At 72.5% G+C, this 20331-nt stretch carries 19 protein-coding genes and 4 tRNA genes; 10 read left to right on the top strand and 13 right to left on the bottom strand.

Annotated elements, in window-relative coordinates:
* Positions 1-102 precede the first annotated feature (102 nt).
* Positions 103-2316, top strand: a complete 2214-nt coding sequence (locus RV983_RS29425; RefSeq protein ID WP_475988726.1) for an elongation factor G-like protein EF-G2 — start codon at positions 103-105, stop codon at positions 2314-2316.
* Positions 2317-2506: 190 nt separating this feature from the next.
* On the top strand, positions 2507-4150 hold the full coding sequence (locus tag RV983_RS29420) for a hypothetical protein (RefSeq protein WP_475988725.1): 1644 nt from the start codon (positions 2507-2509) through the stop codon (positions 4148-4150).
* 39 nt (positions 4151-4189) lie between these two features.
* Here RV983_RS29420 and RV983_RS29415 read toward each other — a convergent pair whose 3' ends face one another.
* A complete protein-coding gene (locus tag RV983_RS29415; RefSeq protein ID WP_475988724.1) occupies positions 4190-4750 on the bottom strand; it encodes an HIT family protein in 561 nt (186 codons plus the stop codon).
* A 66-nt stretch (positions 4751-4816) separates the two neighbouring features.
* Here RV983_RS29415 and RV983_RS29410 point away from each other — a divergent pair, with 66 nt between their 5' ends.
* Positions 4817-5509 carry a potassium channel family protein gene (locus RV983_RS29410; RefSeq protein ID WP_475988723.1) on the top strand — a complete coding sequence of 231 codons (693 nt, stop codon included), beginning with the start codon at positions 4817-4819 and terminating at the stop codon, positions 5507-5509.
* A 36-nt stretch (positions 5510-5545) separates the two neighbouring features.
* On the opposite strand, the gene thrS is transcribed toward RV983_RS29410, so the two are convergent.
* From thrS to RV983_RS29395, 3 genes are all read right to left on the bottom strand, one after another.
* Positions 5546-7528 (bottom strand): threonine--tRNA ligase, encoded by a 1983-nt coding sequence (thrS, locus tag RV983_RS29405; RefSeq protein ID WP_475988722.1) that lies wholly within the window; start codon positions 7526-7528, stop codon positions 5546-5548.
* 109 nt (positions 7529-7637) lie between these two features.
* Positions 7638-8825, bottom strand: coding sequence for a hypothetical protein (locus tag RV983_RS29400; RefSeq protein ID WP_475988721.1), 1188 nt, complete (start codon positions 8823-8825; stop codon positions 7638-7640).
* Complete coding sequence (locus tag RV983_RS29395; protein WP_475988720.1) at positions 8825-9391, bottom strand: DUF4365 domain-containing protein; 567 nt, start codon at positions 9389-9391, stop codon at positions 8825-8827. Before RV983_RS29395 ends, RV983_RS29400 begins: the two co-directional genes overlap by 1 nt.
* 167 nt (positions 9392-9558) lie before the next feature.
* Between RV983_RS29395 and RV983_RS29390 the strand changes: the two genes are divergently transcribed.
* On the top strand, positions 9559-10302 hold the full coding sequence (locus RV983_RS29390) for an exonuclease domain-containing protein (protein WP_475988719.1): 744 nt from the start codon (positions 9559-9561) through the stop codon (positions 10300-10302).
* 55 nt (positions 10303-10357) lie between these two features.
* On the opposite strand, the gene RV983_RS29385 is transcribed toward RV983_RS29390, so the two are convergent.
* Together RV983_RS29385 and RV983_RS29380 are read right to left on the bottom strand one after the other, a co-directional pair.
* A tRNA-Val gene (locus RV983_RS29385) sits at positions 10358-10429 on the bottom strand.
* Between the two features lie 39 nt (positions 10430-10468).
* On the bottom strand, positions 10469-10945 hold the full coding sequence (locus RV983_RS29380; RefSeq protein WP_475990498.1) for an SRPBCC family protein: 477 nt from the start codon (positions 10943-10945) through the stop codon (positions 10469-10471).
* Between the two features lie 82 nt (positions 10946-11027).
* On the opposite strand from RV983_RS29380, the gene RV983_RS29375 reads away from it, so the two are divergent.
* On the top strand, positions 11028-13385 hold the full coding sequence (locus RV983_RS29375) for an SCO7613 C-terminal domain-containing membrane protein (protein ID WP_475988718.1): 2358 nt from the start codon (positions 11028-11030) through the stop codon (positions 13383-13385).
* A gap of 461 nt (positions 13386-13846) precedes the next feature.
* Here the strand turns inward: RV983_RS29375 and RV983_RS29370 are convergent.
* Positions 13847-13918: transfer RNA gene (locus tag RV983_RS29370), tRNA-Val, on the bottom strand.
* 56 nt (positions 13919-13974) lie between these two features.
* Positions 13975-14454: a TIGR02611 family protein gene (locus tag RV983_RS29365; protein WP_475988717.1), complete on the bottom strand. Its 480-nt coding sequence runs from the start codon at positions 14452-14454 to the stop codon at positions 13975-13977.
* A 190-nt stretch (positions 14455-14644) separates the two neighbouring features.
* On the opposite strand from RV983_RS29365, the gene RV983_RS29360 reads away from it, so the two are divergent.
* Positions 14645-15058, top strand: coding sequence for an SsgA family sporulation/cell division regulator (locus tag RV983_RS29360; protein ID WP_003959770.1), 414 nt, complete (start codon positions 14645-14647; stop codon positions 15056-15058).
* A gap of 158 nt (positions 15059-15216) precedes the next feature.
* On the top strand, positions 15217-15801 hold the full coding sequence (locus RV983_RS29355; protein WP_475988716.1) for a CGNR zinc finger domain-containing protein: 585 nt from the start codon (positions 15217-15219) through the stop codon (positions 15799-15801).
* Here RV983_RS29355 and RV983_RS29350 read toward each other — a convergent pair.
* Together RV983_RS29350 and RV983_RS29345 are read right to left on the bottom strand one after the other, a co-directional pair.
* Entirely contained in the window at positions 15780-15908 is a 129-nt protein-coding gene (locus RV983_RS29350; RefSeq protein WP_319665437.1) for a hypothetical protein, read from the bottom strand. The two genes, RV983_RS29355 and RV983_RS29350, sit on opposite strands and share 22 nt — an antisense overlap.
* 154 nt (positions 15909-16062) lie before the next feature.
* Positions 16063-16533 carry a hypothetical protein gene (locus RV983_RS29345; RefSeq protein WP_475988715.1) on the bottom strand — a complete coding sequence of 157 codons (471 nt, stop codon included), beginning with the start codon at positions 16531-16533 and terminating at the stop codon, positions 16063-16065.
* Positions 16534-16659: 126 nt separating this feature from the next.
* On the opposite strand from RV983_RS29345, the gene RV983_RS29340 reads away from it, so the two are divergent.
* Entirely contained in the window at positions 16660-17166 is a 507-nt protein-coding gene (locus RV983_RS29340) for a DsbA family protein (RefSeq protein WP_475988714.1), read from the top strand.
* A gap of 28 nt (positions 17167-17194) precedes the next feature.
* On the opposite strand, the gene RV983_RS29335 is transcribed toward RV983_RS29340, so the two are convergent.
* From RV983_RS29335 to RV983_RS29325, 3 genes are all read right to left on the bottom strand, one after another.
* Positions 17195-18034, bottom strand: a complete 840-nt coding sequence (locus RV983_RS29335; RefSeq protein WP_475988713.1) for a GNAT family N-acetyltransferase — start codon at positions 18032-18034, stop codon at positions 17195-17197.
* Positions 18035-18067: 33 nt separating this feature from the next.
* Entirely contained in the window at positions 18068-18832 is a 765-nt protein-coding gene (locus RV983_RS29330) for an aminotransferase class IV (protein ID WP_475990497.1), read from the bottom strand.
* A gap of 67 nt (positions 18833-18899) precedes the next feature.
* Positions 18900-19958 carry a chorismate-binding protein gene (locus RV983_RS29325; protein ID WP_475988712.1) on the bottom strand — a complete coding sequence of 353 codons (1059 nt, stop codon included), beginning with the start codon at positions 19956-19958 and terminating at the stop codon, positions 18900-18902.
* 202 nt (positions 19959-20160) lie between these two features.
* Between RV983_RS29325 and RV983_RS29320 the strand changes: the two genes are divergently transcribed.
* Positions 20161-20233 (top strand) — tRNA-Gly (locus RV983_RS29320).
* A gap of 27 nt (positions 20234-20260) precedes the next feature.
* Positions 20261-20331, top strand: a tRNA-Cys gene (locus tag RV983_RS29315).

Raw genomic sequence — 20331 nt, 5'->3', positions numbered from 1 at the left:
TGGGAAGGTCGAATTACCGCAGGCGCCGCCGAGGCCGCCCTGGTCGGGTGGTCTCCCGTGGCGCGCAGTCCCCATGCCGTGACGGACCGGGAGGCGAGGCACATGGGTGACAGGAGAGACGCAGGCCCAGGAGCCGCCGGAAGGGCATCGGCGGCCGACCGGCCCGCCGATGTACGCAACGTGGTGCTGGTCGGCCACAGTGGCTCCGGGAAGACGACACTGGTCGAGGCGCTGGCCCTGGCCACAGGGTCGGTGAACCGCGCCGGGCACGTCGCCGACGGCGGCACGGTCTCCGACCACGACGAGATCGAGCACCGCCAGCAGCGCTCGGTGCAGTTGTCGCTCGTCCCGGTCGAATGGGACGGAATCAAGATCAATCTGCTCGACACCCCCGGCTATGCCGACTTCGTGGGTGAGCTCAGGGCCGGTCTGCGCGCGGCGGACGCGGCCCTGTTCGTCGTCTCGGCCGCCGACGGCGTGGACGGCGCGACCCGCATGGTCTGGGACGAGTGCGCGGCCGTCGGCATGCCGCGCGCGGTGGTCATCACCCACCTGGAGTCGGCACGCGCCTCCTTCGAGGAGATGACCGAGACCTGCCGCGAGGTCTTCGGCGGCGACTCCCCCGAGTCGGTGCTGCCGCTGTACCTGCCGCTGCACGGCCCGGTGACCCCGGGCACCGACGGGCACCGGCCCGTGACGGGCCTGATCGGGCTGCTGGCACAGCGGATCTACGACTACTGCTCGGGCGACCGCGAGGAGGGCACCCCCGCCCCCGACGACGTCCCGGTGATCGACGAGGCACGCGGCCGCCTCATCGAGGGGATCATCGCCGAGAGCGAGGACGAGACCCTCATGGACCGCTACCTCGGCGGCGAGGAACTGGACCTCAAGACCCTGGTCCAGGACCTCGAACGCGCCGTGGCCCGCGGCTCCTTCCACCCGGTGCTCGCCGCCGCTCCCGCGGCGGAGGGCTGCAAGCAGGGCATCGGCACCGTGGAACTGCTCGAGCTCATCACGGGCGGCTTCCCGACACCGCCGGAACGCGAGGTCCCGCGGGTCAGCACCCCGCAGGGCACGCCGCACGACCAGCTGACCTGCGACCCGCACGGGCCGCTGGCCGCCGAGGTGGTCAAGACCTACTCCGACCCGTACGTGGGGCGGATCAGCCTCGTGCGGGTCTTCTCCGGCACCCTGCGCCCCGACGAGACGGTCCATGTCTCCGGGCACGGGCTGGAGGACCGGGGCCACGAGGACCACGACGTGGACGAGCGGATCGGCGCGCTGACCTCGCCCTTCGGCAAGCAGCAGCGGCCGGTGCCGCACTGCGTCGCGGGCGATCTGGCGTGCGTGGCGAAGCTGACCCGGGCGGAGACCGGCGACACGCTCTCCGCGAAGGACGACCCGCTGCTGATGGAGCCGTGGCTGATGCCCGACCCGCTGCTGCCGGTCGCCATCCAGGCGCACAGCAAGGCCGACGAGGACAAGCTGTCCGTGGGCCTGTCCCGGCTGGTCGCCGAGGATCCGACGATGCGGCTGGAGCAGAACCCGGACACCAACCAGGTCGTCCTGTGGTGCCTGGGCGAGGCCCACGTCGATGTCGCGCTGGAGCGGCTGCGCACCCGGTACGGGGTCCAGGTGGACTCGATCCCGCACAAGGTGGCTCTCCGCGAGACCTTCGGCGAGAAGGTCACGGCGCGCGGACGGCACGTCAAACAGTCCGGCGGGCACGGCCAGTACGCGATCTGCGACATCGAGGTCGAACCGCTGCCGGTCGGTTCCGGCATCGAGTTCGTCGACAAGGTCGTCGGGGGCGCGGTGCCACGGCAGTTCATCCCGTCGGTGGAGAAGGGCGTGCGGGCGCAGGCCGCGCGGGGCGTGGCGCTGGGCTTCCCCGTCGAGGACATCCGGATCACGCTCGTCGACGGCAAGGCGCACTCGGTGGACTCCTCCGACGCCGCCTTCCAGACCGCGGGCGCGCTCGCGTTGCGCGAGGCGGCGTCGCAGTGCCGCATCCACCTTCTGGAGCCGGTGAGCGAGGTCCAGGTGATGGTGCCCGACGAGTACGTCGGGCCGGTCATGAGCGACCTGTCCGGCCGCCGGGGCCGGGTGCTGGGCACCGAACCCGTCGGGCAGGGCCGCACCCTCGTGCGGGCCGAGGTACCGGAGATCGAGATCGGTCGTTATGCGGTCGATCTGCGTTCGCTCTCGCATGGAATGGGCCGCTACGAGCGCAGTCATGCCCGGCACGAACCCATGCCCCCGCAACTGGCCACCCAGTTGAGAGAGCAGCACCTCCAGGAGGCGGGCGGCAAGTAGCCCCAGGACGGCACCAGTCGTGGGCCCGGCGGAACGATCAAGTTCCGTCGGGCCCATGACGCAGGTCACACACCCCGTATACGCTGTGTGGGCAGCCCGGGAGGAATGCCGCGGCTGCGACCGGGGAATGGGCCGGGGAGTGGGCCGGACGGGCTTTCGCCTGCGCGGACGGCACGAGGAGGGGGCGCTAGTGACCAACAGTTACGACTTCCTGAGCCCGGGCGCACAGATCCCGTTGAGCGGCGCCGACGGGCAGACCGCGGCCACCCAGGCGCTGGCCTCGGCCGCCTACCGGGACAGCACGCTGGGCGCCCTGTCCGAGGCGGACGCCGGCATGACTGTCGTCACCCCTCCCAAACTCTCGCTGCTCCAGGCCAACTTGGGCGAGGCCTTCGCCCGCGCCGTGCAGAACCGGATGCTCGGCGCCGCGCGCAACGAACTGGTGCAGTCCTTCGGTGCCGAGCCGCAGACCGTCGTCGAGCACTGCCTGGCCGCCAATCGCATCCGGCAGGAGCGGGACAACCGGCTCACCGGCATCATGGTCGCCTTCGGGCTGGTCTTCCTGCCGGGCGTCCTGCTCTGGCTGGGCGCGTTCCAGCTGCGCAGCACCATAAAGAAGGCCGAGGGTTCGCGCACCGGGCTGCTGGGCTCCGTCGTGCTGCTGGTGGTCGGCTTCTTCGCCGTTCTCTTCGTCATCAACCCGCCGCTGACCGGCCTCTGGTCGCAGTATCTGCGCGTGATGATGGTCGCGCCGGTCCTCGGCTGGTTCTGGGCGAAGCGGATCTGCGAGCGCACCGCCAAGGACCTGCGGGACCGCTGGGCCGGACTGGTCTCCGGCAGCGGCGTGGGCGCCAAGATCCCCGAGGCCGTGCCCCGCAACCCCAACGAGACCCGGGCCGAGCAGCTCCGCCAGAGCCTGGCGAAGCTCTCCGCCGAGCAGCAGAGCAACGTGGTCTTCTACGCCGGCCCCAAGGGCATACTCGGCATGGGCACCCGCTGGGGCGGCTGGCAGATGGCCGAGGAGCTGACCCCGCGGGAAGGGCTCGCCGAGATCCACCCGTTCCGCAGCTGGGACGTCATCAAGGCGGTGCACGGCCGGCTGCGCGAGCTGGAGCGCGGCCCGCTGCACACCGGCGGCTTCCCCAAGCCCGTCATACGCCACTGGGTCGTCGCGCCGATCGGCGAGGGCGCCAAGAAGGTCGCCCGGCCCACCGGGGCGAACGTCGAGGGCTACACCGTCAGGGACTTCGAGATACAGCGGATCTGCAACGAGCAGCAGTTCGGCAAGGGCAACCGCCACTACCTCGGGATCCAGTTCGTCCTGTGGGACGGGCATCTGGTGATAACCCTGCTGGTCACCGTGACCGTCCTGGCGAGCACGCTGCGCGTCGAGGTCACCGGCCACGCCCTGGGCCCCGTGCACTCGCTCTTCACCTCGGCGCCCGACCCCAAGGAGAAGAAGATCAGCCACCCGGTGAAGTTCTGGGAGACCAGGACCGTCGCCATGCCGCTCGTCGAGAGCGACGAGGTGGTGCGGCTCGCCGCCCGTGCGCCGCTGTCCCGCTTCCCCCAGGTGCTGGAGTACCTGGGCGGCAAGATCGTCCTTCCCGAGCCCTTCGGGCTGCGGCACACCTGGGCCTCGGCGCCCTGGACGCACCGCTTCATGGCCGACGACGCCCTGCGTGCGGCGACCCCGGTGCTGCGCGCGGTCCACTCCGCCGCCATCGAGGTCATGAAGGAGAACGGCGTGGACACCGCGAAGTTCACCGACCGCTCGCTCTTCCTGAGCACCTCGGTGCAGAGCGCCACCCCGTCCGAGGCCGACGTCTACTGACGCCGCCTCCGGCGGTGGGGAGCGGCCGGAGCTACGGGGTCAGCCGGTGGGCCAGGCGTCCGCGAGCATCTTGCGGGTGTCCGCGAGAAGCTGCGGCAGCACCTTGGTGTGCCCGACCACCGGCATGAAGTTGGTGTCGCCGCCCCAGCGGGGCACCACGTGCTGATGCAGGTGCGCGGCGATCCCGGCACCGGCCACGGTGCCCTGGTTCATGCCGATGTTGAAGCCGTGGGCGCCCGAGGCCGACCGCAGGGCGACCATGGCCCGCTTGGTGAAGTCCGCCAGTTCGGCGGTCTCCGCCAGGTCGAGGTCGGTGTAGTCGGCGACATGGCGGTACGGGACCACCATCAGGTGGCCGCCGTTGTACGGGTAGAGGTTGAGGACCGCGTACACGACGCCGCCACGGGCGATGACCAGCCCGTCCTCGTCGCTCATCTCCGGAATCGCGCAGAAGGGACAGCCGTCCCCGGCCCCGGGGCCGGTCGGCTTGTTCTCGCCCTGGATGTACGCCATGCGGTGCGGCGTCCACAGGCGCTGGAACGCGTCCTGCGTCCCCACTCCGTTCTGCAGTTCCGGCTCACTCGTCATGCCTTGCAGCATATGGCGTCGGCGCCGCTCAGCGTGTCGCCGGGGGCACTCCCCCGCGCAGCGCAGGATGCTGGCCCCATGCCCTTGCAAGACGAGCGGCGGCTGCGGGAGTGGGAGCGCCGCGGGAGCGTGCCGCTCTCCCTGGCGTCCCTGGTGTTCCTCGTCACTTATGCCGTGCGCGTACTGGCCCACGACCTGCCACGTGCCGTGCGTGACCTGTTGCTCCTGATCACCTTCGTGACCTGGGCCTTCTTCGTCGCCGACTATCTGCTGCGGGTGGCGGTGGCGCCCCATCGCTGGTCGTACGTGCGCCGCCGCTGGCTGGACCTGGTGGTCGTGGTCATGCCCCTGCTGCGCCCCCTGCGCATCCTGCAGAACTACTCCAGCGTGCAGAGCCGCCAGGAGCGTCCCCGGCTCACCCTGGAGGCTCGCGTGATGTCCTACGCCGGGCTCACCACGCTGCTACTGGGCTTCGCGTCGAGCCTCCAGGTGTACGCGATCGAGCGGCACGCGCCCGGCGCCTCCATCCGCACCTACGGCGACGCGGTGTGGTGGGCCTGTTCCGCCGTGACCACGACCGGCTACGGCGACGTGGTGCCCGTCACCGCCAGAGGGCGGCTGATCGGGGCCGGCGTGATGTTCCTGGGCGTCGTCCTGATCGGGGCGGTCGTCGCCTCCTTCGCGTCCTGGCTGACCAAGAGCTTCCGCCGTCCCGAGGAGCGCGGCCAGGACGGACACCAGGAGGCACAAGGGCCCCCGGGGGACGGATAGTCCTCCCGGGGGCCCTTGTCACACCGTGCGGGCGCGTCAGACCTGGACGCGGTCCTCGACGGCCTTGGCGATCTCGGCGAGGGCCTCGTCGCGCGGGATGCCGTTCTTCTGCGAGCCGTCGCGGTAGCGGAAGGAGACCGTGCCCGCGGCCATGTCCTCGTCACCGACGATGACCATGAAGGGCACCTTGCTCTTCTGGGCGTTGCGGATCTTCTTCTGCATGCGGTCCGCCGAGCCGTCCACCTCGACCCGCAGGCCCTTCTTCTTCGCCTCGGCGGCGAAGTCCTCCAGGTACGACACATGGGCGTCGCCGATCGGGATGCCGACCGCCTGCACGGGGGCCAGCCACGCCGGGAACGCACCCGCGTAGTGCTCGAGCAGCACCGCGAAGAAGCGCTCGATCGAACCGAAGAGCGCACGGTGGATCATGACCGGCCGCTGCTTGGAACCGTCGGCGGCCGTGTACTCCAGGTCGAAGCGCTCGGGCAGGTTGAAGTCCAGCTGGATGGTCGACATCTGCCAGGTGCGGCCGATGGCGTCCTTGGTCTGGACGGAGATCTTCGGGCCGTAGAAGGCGGCGCCGCCCGGGTCGGGGACGAGCGGGAGTCCCTGCTTCTCGGCCACCTGGCGCAGGACCTCGGTGGCCTCCTCCCAGGTCTCGTCCGAACCGACGTACTTCACCGGGTCCTTGGTGGACAGCTCCAGGTAGAAGTCGGTCAGGCCGTAGTCGCGCAGCAGGTTGAGGACGAAGGTGAGCGTCTTGTCGAGCTCCTCGGCCATCTGCTCACGGGTGCAGTAGATGTGCGCGTCGTCCTGCGTGAAGCCGCGGGCGCGGGTGAGACCGTGCACGACGCCCGACTTCTCGTACCGGTACACGGTGCCGAACTCGAAGAGCCGCAGCGGCAGTTCACGGTAGGACCGGCCGCGGGCGTCGAAGATCAGGTTGTGCATCGGGCAGTTCATCGGCTTGAGGTAGTAGTCGACGCCCTCGTCCAGCTGCATGGGCGGGTACATGCCGTCGGCGTACCAGTCCAGGTGGCCCGAGGTCTCGAACAGCTTCCCCTTGGTGGCGTGCGGGGTGTAGACGAACTCGTACCCCTCCTCCTCGTGCCGGCGGCGCGAGTAGTCCTCCATGACCCGGCGGATGATGCCGCCCCTGGGGTGGAAGACCGCGAGGCCCGAACCGATCTGCTCCGGAACGGAGAACAGGTCGAGCTCGGCGCCGAGCTTGCGGTGGTCGCGCTTCTCGGCCTCGACGAGGAAGTCCAGGTACTCCTTCAGCTCGTCCCTGGACGGCCAGGCGGTGCCGTAGATGCGCTGGAGCTGCTTGTTCTTCTCGCTGCCGCGCCAGTAGGCGGCGGCGGAGCGCATCAGCTTGAACGCCGGGATGATCCGGGTGGTGGGCAGGTGGGGACCGCGGCAGAGGTCCTTCCAGCACAGCTCGCCGGTCTTGGCGTCCAGGTTGTCGTAGATGGTCAGCTCGCCGGCGCCGACCTCGGCGGAGGCGCCCTCGGCCGCGTCGGCGGCGGACCCCTTGAGGCCGATCAGCTCCAGCTTGTACGGCTCGCCCGCCAGCTCCTCGCGGGCGGCGTCGTCGCTGACGGCACGGCGGGAGAAGCGCTGGCCCCGCTTCACGATCTCCTGCATCTTCTTCTCGATGCGCTTGAGGTCGTCGGGGTGGAAGGGCGTCTCGACGTCGAAGTCGTAGTAGAAGCCGTCCTTGATGGGCGGGCCGATGCCGAGCTTCGCCTCCGGGAAGAGCTCCTGCACGGCCTGCGCCATCACGTGCGCGGTGGAGTGGCGCAGGATGTTGAGGCCGTCCTCGCTGGCGATCTCCACGGGCTCGACCTCGTCGCCGTCGGCGATCTCGTACGCGAGGTCCCTCAGCTGCCCCGCGACGCGCGCGGCGACGACGGTGCGATCGCCCTCGAAGAGATCGGCGGCCGTCGTGCCCGTGGTCACCACGCGATCTTCCCGCTCATCGGAATCGCGTTTGATGGTCACACGGACGTCTGACACCGGTCTCTCCTGACGTATGTCCCAATGGGGCCGGCAGCGGAAGCTGCACCGCTGAATCCTACCGAGCCCCGCGGGTCCGCCGCGAAGTGATTGCTCCCGCGAGGGCGGGTCACCCGCCGAAGGAGTCCTCGAAGGTGTCGACCCCGCCGTGCAGCGCCTTCAGCAGCCGGTCGCGGTCGGCCTCGTCGACGTGGACCGGGGTGAGGGCGGTCGGATGCGTCAGGTGCCGGAAGCCGGTACGGGTCTCCAGCCGGCCCGACAGCCGGATCGGCAGCCCCACCAGATGCGCCTGGGCGGCGATCCGGTACGCGTCCTCCGCCAGACGCGCGCGGATGTGCCGGACGTCCGCCCCCGCCAGGACCCGCAGCCGCACCGTGCCGCTGCCGGAGGGACGCGGCCGGCGCAGCCGGGTGACCGTCCCGGTGACGCTCACGTCCACCGACGGTTCCTCCCGCACATAACGCTCGCTGGCGGCCTCCAGGGCGGGGAGGTCGCCAGGGGAGAACTCGACCGGCTCGGGCACGGCCGCGAATCCGGCGGGTGGGCCGGCCCCCGGGGCCCAGGAGAGCGTGACGACCACGCCCTCGGTCCCACGGATCAGGCGGATCAGGGAATCGGCCAGCTCATGGCAGACGCCCAGGCCGACGGCGGCGTCGAAGGCCTCCATGCCGCCGGTCGTGCGCTGGTAGTCCACCGCGTCCCGGGCGGCCTGCAGCGCGCGCAGCAGCGTGGCGGTGACGGACCGCCCGTCCGGGACCGGGGAGTACGCGGTCAGTTGGTGCCCCGCGGGTGCGGGGCCGACGAGCACCTGCTCCAGGTAGGCGGTGGCGTGGCCGGTGTGCCGCTGGCCGAAGTAGCCGTAGCGGTCCCGCTCGGCGCGGGCCGCGGCCATCAGCATGATCCGGGAGGCGGAGCGCAACTGCTCCGCAGCGGTCCAGGTCACGGCGGCACCGTCGATCAGCGGCACCGAACGCTGCCAGCGGATCTCGTCCCCGGGCACCGCGAGCGCGGTCAGCACCTCGCGCGCCGAGGGCACACCGCAACGGGCGAGGGCGTCCAGCGCCTCGCCGAGCAGTTCCTCGTGGTCCGCGTAACGGGCTTCGCCCCGCCGGTCGGGCACCAGAAGGCTCATACGGGCGGAGGCCCCGGCGTCGCCGGGCGGCGTCCAGCGCGTGTAGCGGCCGGGCGTGCCGCCGCGCAACTGCCAGCCGTGGCGGGCCAGCAGGGCGGTCAGCACACCGGAGTCGACCCGCTCGGGGTCGGGCGGCACGAGTACATCGTCGGCCTGCCGGCTCATCAGGGCCTCCCTCCCGCCCCGACCCGGGTCATGATCTCGCACAGGGCGCGGTCGTCGAAGATCCGCGCGGTGGGTATCCGCACGGTGCTCTTGCGCTTGCCGGTCACGGCATGGCCGGCGAGATTCGTCCAGTAACAGCAGTGTCGCAGTACCAGCCGGTCGTGGCTGGCCCGCAGCCATTCCTCCTGGGTGCGCGGCACGAGCATCACCACCAGGATCTTGTGCACCGACACCGGGGACCGGGCCAGCTTCACCAGATGCTCGTTCTCGAGCGTGAAGGCGAAGGTGGGCCCGGGCGGGCGCGGTGCCACCTGGTAGGTGCACTTGAGCTGCACCTTGATCGTGACCTCGTCGTCGATGCCGTGGCCACGCGAACTGTGACTTATGTGCCAGTCGATCCCGTTGTCCGGAAAGGGCTGGGCGAGCGAACACCCCGCGGCCGCGGCGACCGCGTGCAGATATCCCACCTGCAGGGTTTCCATGCAACTGGTCGTGGCGAGCCCGCCCCGCAGCGGCGCGATCCGCTCCGGCAGCAGCCCGCCCGGTATGGGCTGCTCGAGCGCCATCGCTCTCCGTGCCTCTCCGGGCCGCGGGACTCCTGGTGATTCCCCGCACCCTTTCCATCCCCATCGGCGTCAAGTCGCAAACGAGCCGGGTTCGGTGACATCCGGTCACGGGTAATCATGAGAGTGAGTGTTCCGTCAATTCGTCACCTTTGTACGGGGGGTGCGCCATGCCGCACTGGTACGACGGCCCATTGGCCGCCTTCGACACCGAGACCACCGGCGTGGACGTCGAGCGGGACCGTGTGGTCTCCGCCGCGCTGGTGGTGCAGGACACACCGCACGCGCCGCCGCGCACGACCGGCTGGCTGATCGACCCCGGCGTCCCGGTGCCGGAGGGCGCCCGCGCGGTGCACGGGCTGGACGACGCCTACTTGCAGGCCAACGGCCGCCGGCCGGGGCCGGTCATGGAGGAGATGGCGCGGGCGCTCGCCGACCAGGCCGCCTCGGGCGTGCCCCTGGTGGTGATGAACGCGCCCTTCGACCTCACGCTGCTGGACCGCGAGTTGCGGCGGCACCGCGGCACGGCCCTGGACGGCTACCTGGTGCGCGGGCCGCTGCGGGTGATCGATCCGCGGGTGCTGGACAAGTACGTCGACCGGTACCGCAAGGGCCGCCGCACGCTCACCGACCTGTGCGCGCACTACGGGGTGGCCCTGACCGACGCGCACGACGCCTCCGCGGACGCGCTCGCCGCGATGGCCCTCGTACGCGAGCTGGGACGGCGCTTCGCCGAACGCATAGGCACGATGCCGCCGGCCGAACTGCACGCCCGTCAGGCCCTGTGGCACGCGGGCCAGGCACGGGGGCTCCAGGCGTGGTTCGCCCGCAGCGGCACGGACGAGCGGGTCGACCCGGCCTGGCCGCTGCGCCCCTCGGCCCCGGTCATCGCACCGGAGGAGCCCGCGGCGTAGAACGCGCGCACAACGGCGGAAGGCCGGTCCCTGAGGACCGGCCTTCCGTGGTACGTGGGCGATACTGGGATCGAACCAGTGACCCCTTCGGTGTGAACGAAGTGCTCTCCCGCTGAGCTAATCGCCCGGGAACGTCCTGAACCATACAGGGCCCGGGGCACTGCGTTCAAACCACTTGGCCGCCGTCTGCCGTGTCGCGGTCCAGGCGGGCCGCGAGACCGCGCCTGCCCCGCCGCATCATCAGCGCGTGGTTGGCCCGGAACAGCGGCCGGCACAGCACGGCCAGCCGCCGCATCAGCGGCTTGTTGACGATCACGTCCTCCTCGAACAGCAGGCGCGTACCGCCCCCCGTCCCGTCCGCGCCGACCGTCCAGCGCACCCAGCCCTCCAGGTCGCCGCTCATCGCCGCCTCCAGGACCCGGGCCGACGGGTCCCGCCGGGTCTGCCGCGCGGTCACCAGCAGGTCGTACGGCAGGACCGAGCGGAAACGCAGCATGCCCACGGTCTCGCCGGTCTGCCGCACCTCGCGGATCTGCGGCCACCAGGACGGGTACTGATCCGGCCGCGCCAGGAGGCCGTAGACCGTCTCGGGCGGCGCGGGCAACTCCCACAGGGTGCGGAAGCGGTAGCGGCTCCAGTCCATGGAGCCAGTGTGCGTACTCAAGCCGCATCTGAGTAGCCGCGCGCATGGCGGGGCACCGTGGCGCGGCCCCACACTCCGACGCATGGACCCGAAGCGCCCGCACGCCGACCGCTGTCCCGGCTGCGGCTGGTACCTGCCCGCACCCGTACCGCCGACGGCGCCGGCCCCGGCCTGCCCCCGGTGCGGGACGGTGCTGGTGGGACCGGCCGCCGACGAACTGCGCGACACCGACCGCGCGATCCTGCGCCTGGACGCCGAGCGCGGCCGGCTGCTCATGCGCCGCGCGCAACTGCTGGCGCATCTGAGGCCGGCCGTCCCGTCACCCCCGACTCCCGCGTGGGGCAGGCCGGTTGCGGTGCCCGACGCCTCGCCGCGCACGGTGCAGCATCTGCTGCTCGCCCTGGGCGGCCTGCTGCTCGCGGTCGCGGCGATCGCCTTCACCGTCATCAGTTGGGGCCACCTCGGCATCGCGGGCCGCTCCGCGGTCCTGGGCGCCCTCACGGTGGCCGCCGCGGCCGTCCCCGTACTGCTCCTGCGCCGCTCGCTGACGGCGACAGCGGAGGTCGTGGCATGCCTCGCCCTCGTACTGCTGCTCCTCGACGCCTACGCCCTGCGGCAGGTGGCCATCCCCGGCACGGACGGCCTGCGCTACGCCGCGGTCGCGCTGGCCGTCGTGAGCGCCGCCTGGGCCGGCTACGCCCGGCTGCTGCCGCGCCTCGCGCTGCCCGGCCTCCTCGCGCTCGTCCTTGCCCAACTCCCCCTGTTCCTCTGGGCGTCGGCCACGCGGTCGGCGCACGCGACGGCCGCCGCGCTGCTCGCGACGGCCGCGCTGGACACGGTGGCCGCACTGCGCGCGCGGCGGCCGGGCCCACGGCTGACCGCCGCCGTGTCCGGCACCGCGCTCGGTCTGTGCGGCCTGCTGACCGCGGGCGTCCTGTCCGGCGCCGCGACAGGCGCCGGGGAAGCCCTGCGGGCGAGCGGTCTGCTGCTCGGCGCCGCCGCCCTCACGGGGACGGCCGCGCTGCGGCGCGCACCGGCCCCGCCCGTCGCGGGCATGCTCGCCGGCGTCACCGCGGTGTCCGCGGTCGCGGCGGCCGGCGGGGTCGTGCGCGTCCTGGTGGCGGACGACTGGACCGCCGTGGGGTACCTGCTGTGCGCGATGGCATCCCTGGCCGCGGCGGCGGCTCTGCCCCTGCGGCGGGCGGTGGCCGTCGGCCTGGCGTCCGGCGCGGCGGCCGCGGGCGCCGTGACCGTGCTGTGGGCCCTGCCGCCGCTCACGATCGCCCTCCTCACCCCCGGCGACTTCCACGGGCCGGCCGCGGCGCCAGCGGTCGCCGGGCTCGCCGCCGCGACACTCGCGGCGGCCGCCCGCCGCCTGGACTCCCGCCCCCTCGCCTCCGGCGCGGTCGTGGCAGCCGCGGCCGCGCTCGGCGCGATCGACCTGCCCCTGGGACGCGTGGCCGTCGTCGTGGCGCTCCTGGCGCTGTCGGCCGTCGCCCTCGCGCCGGCCGCGCTGGCCACGGCGGGTGTCCTGGCGGTGACCACGATCGGCTGGGTGCACGAGGACGGCCCGATGACGCTCACCGTGCTGGCGCTGCTGCTCGTGGCGTACGGCGCGCTCTTCGCCGCCGCTCCCCGCACGCGGGCGGTCAGCGCCGCCTGCGCCGTGGCCTGCGCGGCGGGCCTCGCGTGGGACGGGCCCCTCGTCGCGGGGTGGCCGCGGCACGACGCCGCCTTCGCCGTCCTGGGCGTCGCCGCGGCCGCCCAGGCACTCGCCCTGACCAGGACCGCCCGCGCCTTCGAGTACCCCGGACACGCGGCCGCCGCCCTCGCGGTCTGCCTCGCGGTCGGCGAGCCCGCACCGCTCGCCCTCACACTGGCCTGCGCCGGGGCGGTCATGGCCGCGGTCGCCGCGCTCCGGGCCGAACGGCGCCGGCTCCACCACGTCGCGACCGCGCTGTTCGTCGCGGCGCTCTGGGTACGCCTCGCGACGTCCGGCGTCACCACCCCCGAGGCGTACACGGCCCCGGTCAGCGCCGTCGCGATCGCCCTCGGCCTCCTCGCCCGGCGCCGCGACCCCACGGTCTCCTCCTGGCTCGCCTACGGCCCCGGGCTCGCCGTCACGCTCATGCCCTCGCTCGTCACCGCCTGGGGCGACCCGGGGTGGCCCCGGCCCCTCCTGCTCGGCGCCGCCGCCCTCGCGGTCACGCTCCTCGGCGCGGCCCGGCGGCTGGCCGCCCCCCTCCTGCTCGGCGGGGGCGTCCTCGCCCTCGACGCGGTCCACGAGCTCGCGCCCTTCGTCGCGCAGGCGCTGGGGGCGCTCCCCCGGTGGGTCCCGCTGGGAGTGGCGGGTCTGCTGCTGCTCGCGCTGGGCGCGACGTACGAGCGCCGCCTGCGGGAGGTTCGCCGCCTCCGGCGGCAGCTTCTCCGCCTCCGCTGACGCCGCGTAGCGCTGCGCTGTTCCGGGTTTGTCCCCCGCCCGGCCGGAGGCCGGGGTTGCCCCCAGCCCGGCGCGGTAAGTGCGGGCCGCGTTCTGTTCGTAGTGGGGCCGGTGCCGCGCCGGGATCCGTCCTCAGCGCTCGCGGTTGACGACCACATCGTTCAACATCGACCCCGCGGTCGCCGCTCCTCGCTTGCCGGCGGACCCCGCCACACCCCCTCCGGGCTGCTCTGCGCCCTGACAGCCGGTGGGGGGGTGTTGCCCGTGACGGCCCGGGCACCTGGACTGCGCTGCGCCAACGGCTACCCGAGCGCCCGGCAGCCGTCCATCCCCCTACCGGGGATCAGGCGCGAAAACTCACGGAGAGGGTGGGGGGGCTGGGGGCACCCCGGCCGAAGGCTGGGGGAGGGTGGGAAGGCCGAGGGCCCGGAGGCGGAACGCCTTCGGGCCCTTGACGACGGTGGGCGATACTGGGATCGAACCAGTGACCCCTTCGGTGTGAACGAAGTGCTCTCCCGCTGAGCTAATCGCCCGTCGCGGGGACAACATTACCGCATGTCAGCCGGTGGCCCGGACGAGGCCGCCGGGGTCAGCTCATGCCCGCTTTCCAGGGCATGACGAAGCCGAAGCGCCACAGGTAGTAGCCGAGCAGGGCACCGACGATCACCAGGCCGATGGTGGTGAGCATGAGATTGCGACGCCGGACCGCCGGGTCGAGCGCCTTCCGCGTGGCCTCGGTGACCTTGCGCTTGGTCCAGCGCAGCACGAGCTGGGCCCAGACGAACTCGGTCGCCCATACGGCCATACCGGCGAAGATGATCACCCAACCGGGACCGGGCAGCGGGAGCAGGACGATGCCGCCGCCGACGATGGCGAGGCCGAGGACGAAGACCCCGACCTGCCAGCTCACGTGGAGCGCCCGGGACCGCCGGATGAAGAGCGGCGCCCGGGAGCCCAGCGGGCGTTCCGGACCGCCCGGTCCCGGCGTTCCGTCCCCCGTGCCGTCGTTGTCGTCGGTGGCGGGATCCGTGGCCACGACCGTCCTCCGCTCGTCACTCTCCGCAGTCATGTCCTCAAACCTACCCGACCTCGCTTCCTCACCGGAATGGCTCGCCAGGGAGGAAAAGAACTCGGCCGGACGAGGTACCGGAACCCTCACAAACCCGTCAGAGGGGTTTACAACGTCCCCGCAGGTGGCATGTCGATTTCGCCGACGTGCGAATCCCCGAGCGCACACTGAGCGAAAGGCCCTGGCGCTTATGAACACCACGGTCAGCTGCGAGCTGCACCTGCGCCTCGTTGTGTCGAGCGAATCGTCACTGCCCGTGCCCGCGGGCTTGCGGTACGACACGGCCGATCCCTACGCCGTGCACGCCACTTTCCACACCGGTGCCGAGGAGACGGTCGAATGGGTCTTCGCCCGCGACCTGCTCGCCGAAGGCCTGCACCGGCCCACCGGTACCGGCGACGTCCGGGTCTGGCCGTCCCGCAGTCACGGTCAGGGCGTCGTGTGCATCGCCCTCAGCTCTCCCGAGGGGGAGGCGCTGCTGGAAGCCCCGGCACGCGCCCTGGAGTCGTTCCTCAAGCGGACCGACGCCGCGGTGCCGCCCGGTACCGAGCATCGACACTTCGACCTGGACACCGAGCTCTCGCACATCCTCGCCGAGAGCTGAGTCCGCCGATCGTCCGCTGCCGTACGCATCTCGGGGGTACGGCGCGGACCTGACCCGCCGAAGGCCGCCGCCGCGGAGCCGTGCCGCTCCACGACGGCGGCTCTCGCGCTACAGTCACCGGAACGCGCGCCCCACGAGGCCAGGGAGAGAGCGATTCCGTGCTGATCAACCATGACACCAGGTGCGCGCTCGACTGCGTGGTGGACCTGATCAACACCACGGCGGAGAGCGAAGGCCAGGAGGGGCTCCCCGACCTCACAGCCCTGCAGGCCTTCGTGGAGCGCAACCAGATCAGCGACGTGAACACGCTCGACGAGGCGGACCTGCTGGCCGTACGGAGGATACGCGGCCGTTTCGCGCAGACGTTCGCCGCCTCGAGTACGCCCGCGGCGGCCGCGGTGGTCAACGCGCTGGTCGCCGAGGCGGGTACCACTCCGCGCCTGACGGACCACGACGGCTACGACTGGCACGTGCACTACTTCGCCCCGGGCGCGTCGCTGGCGAACCACCTGGCCGCGGACTGCGGCATGGCCCTGGCGTTCCTCCTCGTCGCCGGCGAGCGCGAGCGGCTGCGCCATTGCGACGCGCCCGATTGCCGCCGCGCCTTCGTGGACCTGTCCCGCAACCGTTCCCGCCGCTACTGCGACAGCCGTACCTGCGGCAATCGGCTGCACGTGGCCGCCTACCGTGCCCGGCGCCGCGAGGCGGTAGCGGTACCGGCTCAGAACGGCCAGAGGTCGTAGAGCCCGCCGAGGCCGAGCAGGCCGCCGATGACGGTCAGGAAGAGCATCAGCGGCGGCTGGGAGAGCGCGAAGAGGCAGCCGCGCGGCTCGTCGTTTTCGAGTTCCATGGCCTTACAAGGTCGTGGGACGTTCGGCAGGGGCACGAACTCGCACAACCGTACGCCCCGGGGCACGCCAACTAACGCCCCAGGGGCGGTAGTTGGGATTTGCACCACCGCGATGATGGCGCAGCTCAGCCGACCGCGGCGACCAACACGCCGCTCAGATGCCCCGACGCTTGAGGATCTCCTCGATATCACCGAATTCGGCCAGGTCGGGATCGGTTCTGACCTTCTCCTTGGCCTTCTTCGACTCCGGCAGCGCATCCGGCCGACGCGCCGGGCCGAGCGCCGGAGCGCTCGCGCGGGGAGCGGCCGCCGGCGTCCCGCGCCGCTCGGGCGCGTTCCCGCGCCGTCCGGCGATCCGGCCCACCGCGAACAGCACGACAGCCAGCGCCAGGACGCCGAAACCCGCCCACACCGAGGGGTTGAAGACCAGGCCGGCCGTCCAGTCCCCCACGGCGGTGACCACCTTGCCGCCCAGGGTCGCCAGGCCCGTCATCCAGAACCCGACGGGCAGCAGCGCGACAGCGGCTATGCGCACGGCGCGCGAGAATCTGCGGCGGTACGCGGTGAGCACCGCGATGGCGAGGCCCGCCGCGGACAGCGCCACACACACGGTCGAGGTCAGCATGCGCAGCTCCTCCGAAGGGGACTTATGCGTCCATCGTGCACCCGCGCCGCCCCGCCGGGCCATGGTCCGGGGGCAACGTCAGGGTGATCTCCGGGGCGCCTCCTCCCCCGGTGGGAGACTGACCCCATGAACGAAGCGACCCCCGGCACCACCCTCCTCGAGTTCTGGTGCGAACTCCAGTGCCCCGACTGCGCGACCGCCCTGACCGACCTCCGCACGCTGCGGGCCACGTACGGCGACGCCCTGGAGATCCAGCTCCGCCACTTCCCGCTGGAGAAGCACAAGTACTCCTACGCCGCCGCCCAGGCCGTCGAGGAGGCCTTCGCGCAGGGCCGCGGCTGGGAGTACGCCGAAGCCGTCCTCGCCCGCACGGAGGAGCTCGGCAGCCGGGGGGAGCCCCTGCTCGTGGACATCGCGGCGGAGCTGGGACTGGACGCGGAGGAGTTCGACACGGCGCTCATCGACGGCCGCCACCTGCTGATCGTCGACGCGGACCAGGCGGAGGGCAAGGCGATCGGTGTGACGGGGACCCCCACCTACGTCATCGGCGGGGAGCGGTTCGACGGCGGCAAGAGCCAGGAGGGGCTGCGCGAGCGCGTCGAGGCGGTGGCCGACCGGCTGCTCGGGCGGTAGCAGCGCCGATGCCGGGGCGCCGCGGCTCTCAGAGCAGCGGCTTGGCGAAGTGGACCTGCGTGGTGCGGTAGCCCAGCGACTCGTACAGCCGCAGCGCGGGATCGTTGTCGGCGAAGACGTTGAGGCCGAGCCAGTGCAGCCCGTCGGCGACGCAGGCGCCCTCTGCGGCGAGCATGAGGGCGCGCCCGTGGCCGCGGCCGCGGTGGGCGGCCTCCACATGGACCTCGAAGACATAGCCGGAGGGCTCGCCGTCGTCCGTGGCACGGCGGCCCACCCACAGGTCGCCCACATCCTCGCCGCCGGCCCGCAGGATCCGCAGGACGGTACCCGGGGTGGCCAGGCCCTCCGGCAGCGCGGAGCGGTGGTCGGCCTCGGACTTCGCGCGGGCCTGCGCCTCGGGAACTCCGCGCAGCATCCAGCTGCGCACGTACTCCTCCTGCGTCCGGGCCAGCCACACCGGGAACTCCGCCTCGGTCATCGGCCGCGGCACGCTGCCCTCCGGCAGGGCGGGCGGCGCGTCCGGGAGCGCCTTGAGCATGTTCCGGTTCTGCTCCGTGTACCCGAGCGTCCTGGCCAGCCGGAACGCGGCCGTCCCGCCGGACCGGACGGTGACCTCGACCCGGCGGCAGCCCCAGTCCCGCAGCACCTCCTCGGCGGCGAGGGCGGCGACCGTGCCCCGGCCCCGGCGCTGCTGGCCGTGCTCGATCCGCAGGGCGACGATACGGCCGGTCTCCGGGCCGAACCGGGCGTCCGTGCACAGCGTGGTCTCCCCCACGGGGCGGCCGTTGACGCAGACGTGGTAACGGCGGGCGCGGACGCCGCCGCTCCACGTCGGTTCGGGCTCCGCGGGTCGCAGCGTGGTGGTCATGCTGTGGAGTTCTACTAGGTCAGCGCCCGCACGTCACGGGTTGGCGTTCTCCGCCGCGCGCTCGGCGAACAGGCGCATCGCCTTTGCGGTCACCGGACCCGGTGCACCGGGCAGTTCGCGGGCGTCGGTGCGGTGGACGGCCTGCACGTCGCGCAGGGTGGAGGTCAGGAAGATCTCGTCGGCCTGGTCGAGCACGTCCAGCGGCAGGTCCGCCTCCTCGGCCCCGGCCCAGTCCGCCACGAGCTCGCGGGTGATCCCGGCCAGACAGCCGGAGGACAACGGCGGGGTGAGGAGCTTGCCGCCCACGACGACGAAGACATTGGAGCCCGTTCCCTCGCAGAGCGCCCCCTGCGTGTTGGCGAACAGGGCCTCCGAGGCGCCGCCGCAGTGGGCGCGGGCGAGGGCGACGACGTTCTCGCCGTAGGACGTCGTCTTCAGTCCGGCCAGCGCGCCCTTCTCGTTGCGCGTCCAGGGCACCGTGATGACGGCGGTGCTGTCCGGGCGCGGGTTCGCGGAGCCGAGGGCGACCACGAGGGTCGGGCCGGTGGTCCCGCGCTCGGAGCCGAGCGGCGAGGTGCCGCCGGTGTAGGTGATCCGCAGCCGGCCCAGCGGCACCGCGTCGGCGGCCAGGACCGCCTCGCAGGCGTGCCGCACCGCGTCGAGGTCCGGCTCGGGCAGGCCCATGCCCGCCGCGGAGCGGGCCAGGCGCCGCAGGTGCCGGTCCATGGCGAAGGCCGTGCCGGCCGACGCCTTGAGCGTCTCGAAGACGCCGTCGCCCACGGTCAGTCCGTGGTCCATCACGGACACCAGGGCCTCGTCGGCCTCGCGCAGTGCGCCGTTGACCCAGATCGTCGTGCTCACCGTGTCACTCCGCCTCGTCGTCGCAGTCGTACGTACCCGACGCTACCTCCAGCAGCCGGGACGCCTTCAGCTCGGTCTCGTCCCACTCACGCCCGGGGTCCGAGCCCCAGGTGATGCCGGCGCCGGTGCCGAACCGCAGCAGGGGTGCGCCGGGCGCGGTGCGGTCGATCCAGAAGGTGCGGATGCCCACCGCGAGCTCGCCGGTGCGGCGGTCGGCGTCGACCCAGCCGACGCCGCCGCAGTAGGGGCCGCGGGGGGCCGTCTCCAGTTCCTCGATGATGCGCAGGGCGCTGGACTTGGGGGCGCCGGTCACGGAGCCCGGCGGGAAGGCGGCGGCCAGCAGGTCGGCCCAGCCGGCGCCCTCGCGCAGCTCGCCGCGGACGGTGGAGACCAGATGGACCAGGCCGGGGTGCTTCTCCACGACACACAGGTCCGGGACCGTGACCGTGCCGGTGGCGCAGACCCGGCCGAGGTCGTTGCGGACCAGGTCGACGATCATGACGTTCTCGGCGTGGTCCTTGGGCAGCAGGTCGTCCTCGGTGCGGCCGGTGCCCTTGATCGGGCCGGACTCGACGATGCCGTCGCGGCGGCGCAGGAACAGTTCGGGGGAGGCGGTGGCGACCTCGATGCCGTACCCGGGCAGGCGGATGATGCCCGCGTACGGTGCCGGATTGCCGTGCGCGAGGGCGGAGCCGAGGGCGTCGATGTCCGCGTCCGGGTCGGGCAGTGGCGCGGACAGCACCCGGCAGAGGTTGGCCTGGTAGACCTCGCCGGCCGCGATGTACTCCCGGACGCGGCGCACTCCGGCGGTGTAGGCGGCGCGGTCCAGGGAGGACGTCCAGGCGTCCCTGGCCGGGCCGCGCCAGCCCGCGGCGGCGCGCCGGGGGACCCGACCGGGATCGGGCACGACCGTGCCGAAGCGCGCGCAGACCGTCCCGCCCTCGAAGCCGGCGACGACCGCCCAGAAGCCGGACGAGTCCAGCGCGGCGGGGTCGCTGGTGACATCCCGCAGGTCGGAGGCGAGAAAGCCGCCGATTCTGGCGAGGGGGGCGAGGTCGGGCACGGGGCTTCCCAGGTCGGTCCGGAGGGGTGAATGCGAGTGTAAGTCGGCACCGGCGGGCCAGATGCGCTGGTCACCGACCCGGCACGCTGCGGAAACGCGTTTTGGAGGCGGAGCGGTCTTCCGCTAGAGTTCAACTCGTCGCCGGGACGCGGAAGCGCCCCGGCCGAGGTCCCGCCCGGGTGCGAGCTCCGGGGGAGACGCTGCGGACGTGGCTCAGTTGGTAGAGCATCACCTTGCCAAGGTGAGGGTCGCGAGTTCGAATCTCGTCGTCCGCTCGAAGTGGGGGTTCCCGCCCCCGCGCTGGTGGAGTGGCCGAGAGGCGAGGCAACGGCCTGCAAAGCCGTCTACACGGGTTCAAATCCCGTCTCCACCT

It is taken from the genome of Streptomyces sp. RLA123 (assembly GCF_056270165.1).
This window is presented reverse-complemented; position numbering and strand designations above follow the sequence as displayed.

Excerpts from the sequence above, each read along its gene's own strand:
- RV983_RS29425 (WP_475988726.1), top strand. The coding sequence starts at position 103 with ATGGGTGACAGGAGAGACGCAGGCCCAGGAGCCGCCGGAAGGGCATCG.
- RV983_RS29415 (WP_475988724.1), bottom strand. The coding sequence starts at position 4,750 with ATGCTGCAAGGCATGACGAGTGAGCCGGAACTGCAGAACGGAGTGGGG.
- RV983_RS29410 (WP_475988723.1), top strand. The coding sequence starts at position 4,817 with ATGCCCTTGCAAGACGAGCGGCGGCTGCGGGAGTGGGAGCGCCGCGGG.
- RV983_RS29400 (WP_475988721.1), bottom strand. The coding sequence starts at position 8,825 with ATGAGCCGGCAGGCCGACGATGTACTCGTGCCGCCCGACCCCGAGCGG.
- RV983_RS29395 (WP_475988720.1), bottom strand. The coding sequence starts at position 9,391 with ATGGCGCTCGAGCAGCCCATACCGGGCGGGCTGCTGCCGGAGCGGATC.
- RV983_RS29390 (WP_475988719.1), top strand. The coding sequence starts at position 9,559 with ATGCCGCACTGGTACGACGGCCCATTGGCCGCCTTCGACACCGAGACC.
- RV983_RS29380 (WP_475990498.1), bottom strand. The coding sequence starts at position 10,945 with ATGGACTGGAGCCGCTACCGCTTCCGCACCCTGTGGGAGTTGCCCGCG.
- RV983_RS29375 (WP_475988718.1), top strand. The coding sequence starts at position 11,028 with ATGGACCCGAAGCGCCCGCACGCCGACCGCTGTCCCGGCTGCGGCTGG.
- RV983_RS29365 (WP_475988717.1), bottom strand. The coding sequence starts at position 14,454 with ATGACTGCGGAGAGTGACGAGCGGAGGACGGTCGTGGCCACGGATCCC.
- RV983_RS29360 (WP_003959770.1), top strand. The coding sequence starts at position 14,645 with ATGAACACCACGGTCAGCTGCGAGCTGCACCTGCGCCTCGTTGTGTCG.
- RV983_RS29350 (WP_319665437.1), bottom strand. The coding sequence starts at position 15,908 with ATGGAACTCGAAAACGACGAGCCGCGCGGCTGCCTCTTCGCGCTCTCC.
- RV983_RS29345 (WP_475988715.1), bottom strand. The coding sequence starts at position 16,533 with ATGCTGACCTCGACCGTGTGTGTGGCGCTGTCCGCGGCGGGCCTCGCC.
- RV983_RS29340 (WP_475988714.1), top strand. The coding sequence starts at position 16,660 with ATGAACGAAGCGACCCCCGGCACCACCCTCCTCGAGTTCTGGTGCGAA.
- RV983_RS29335 (WP_475988713.1), bottom strand. The coding sequence starts at position 18,034 with ATGACCACCACGCTGCGACCCGCGGAGCCCGAACCGACGTGGAGCGGC.
- RV983_RS29330 (WP_475990497.1), bottom strand. The coding sequence starts at position 18,832 with ATGGACCACGGACTGACCGTGGGCGACGGCGTCTTCGAGACGCTCAAG.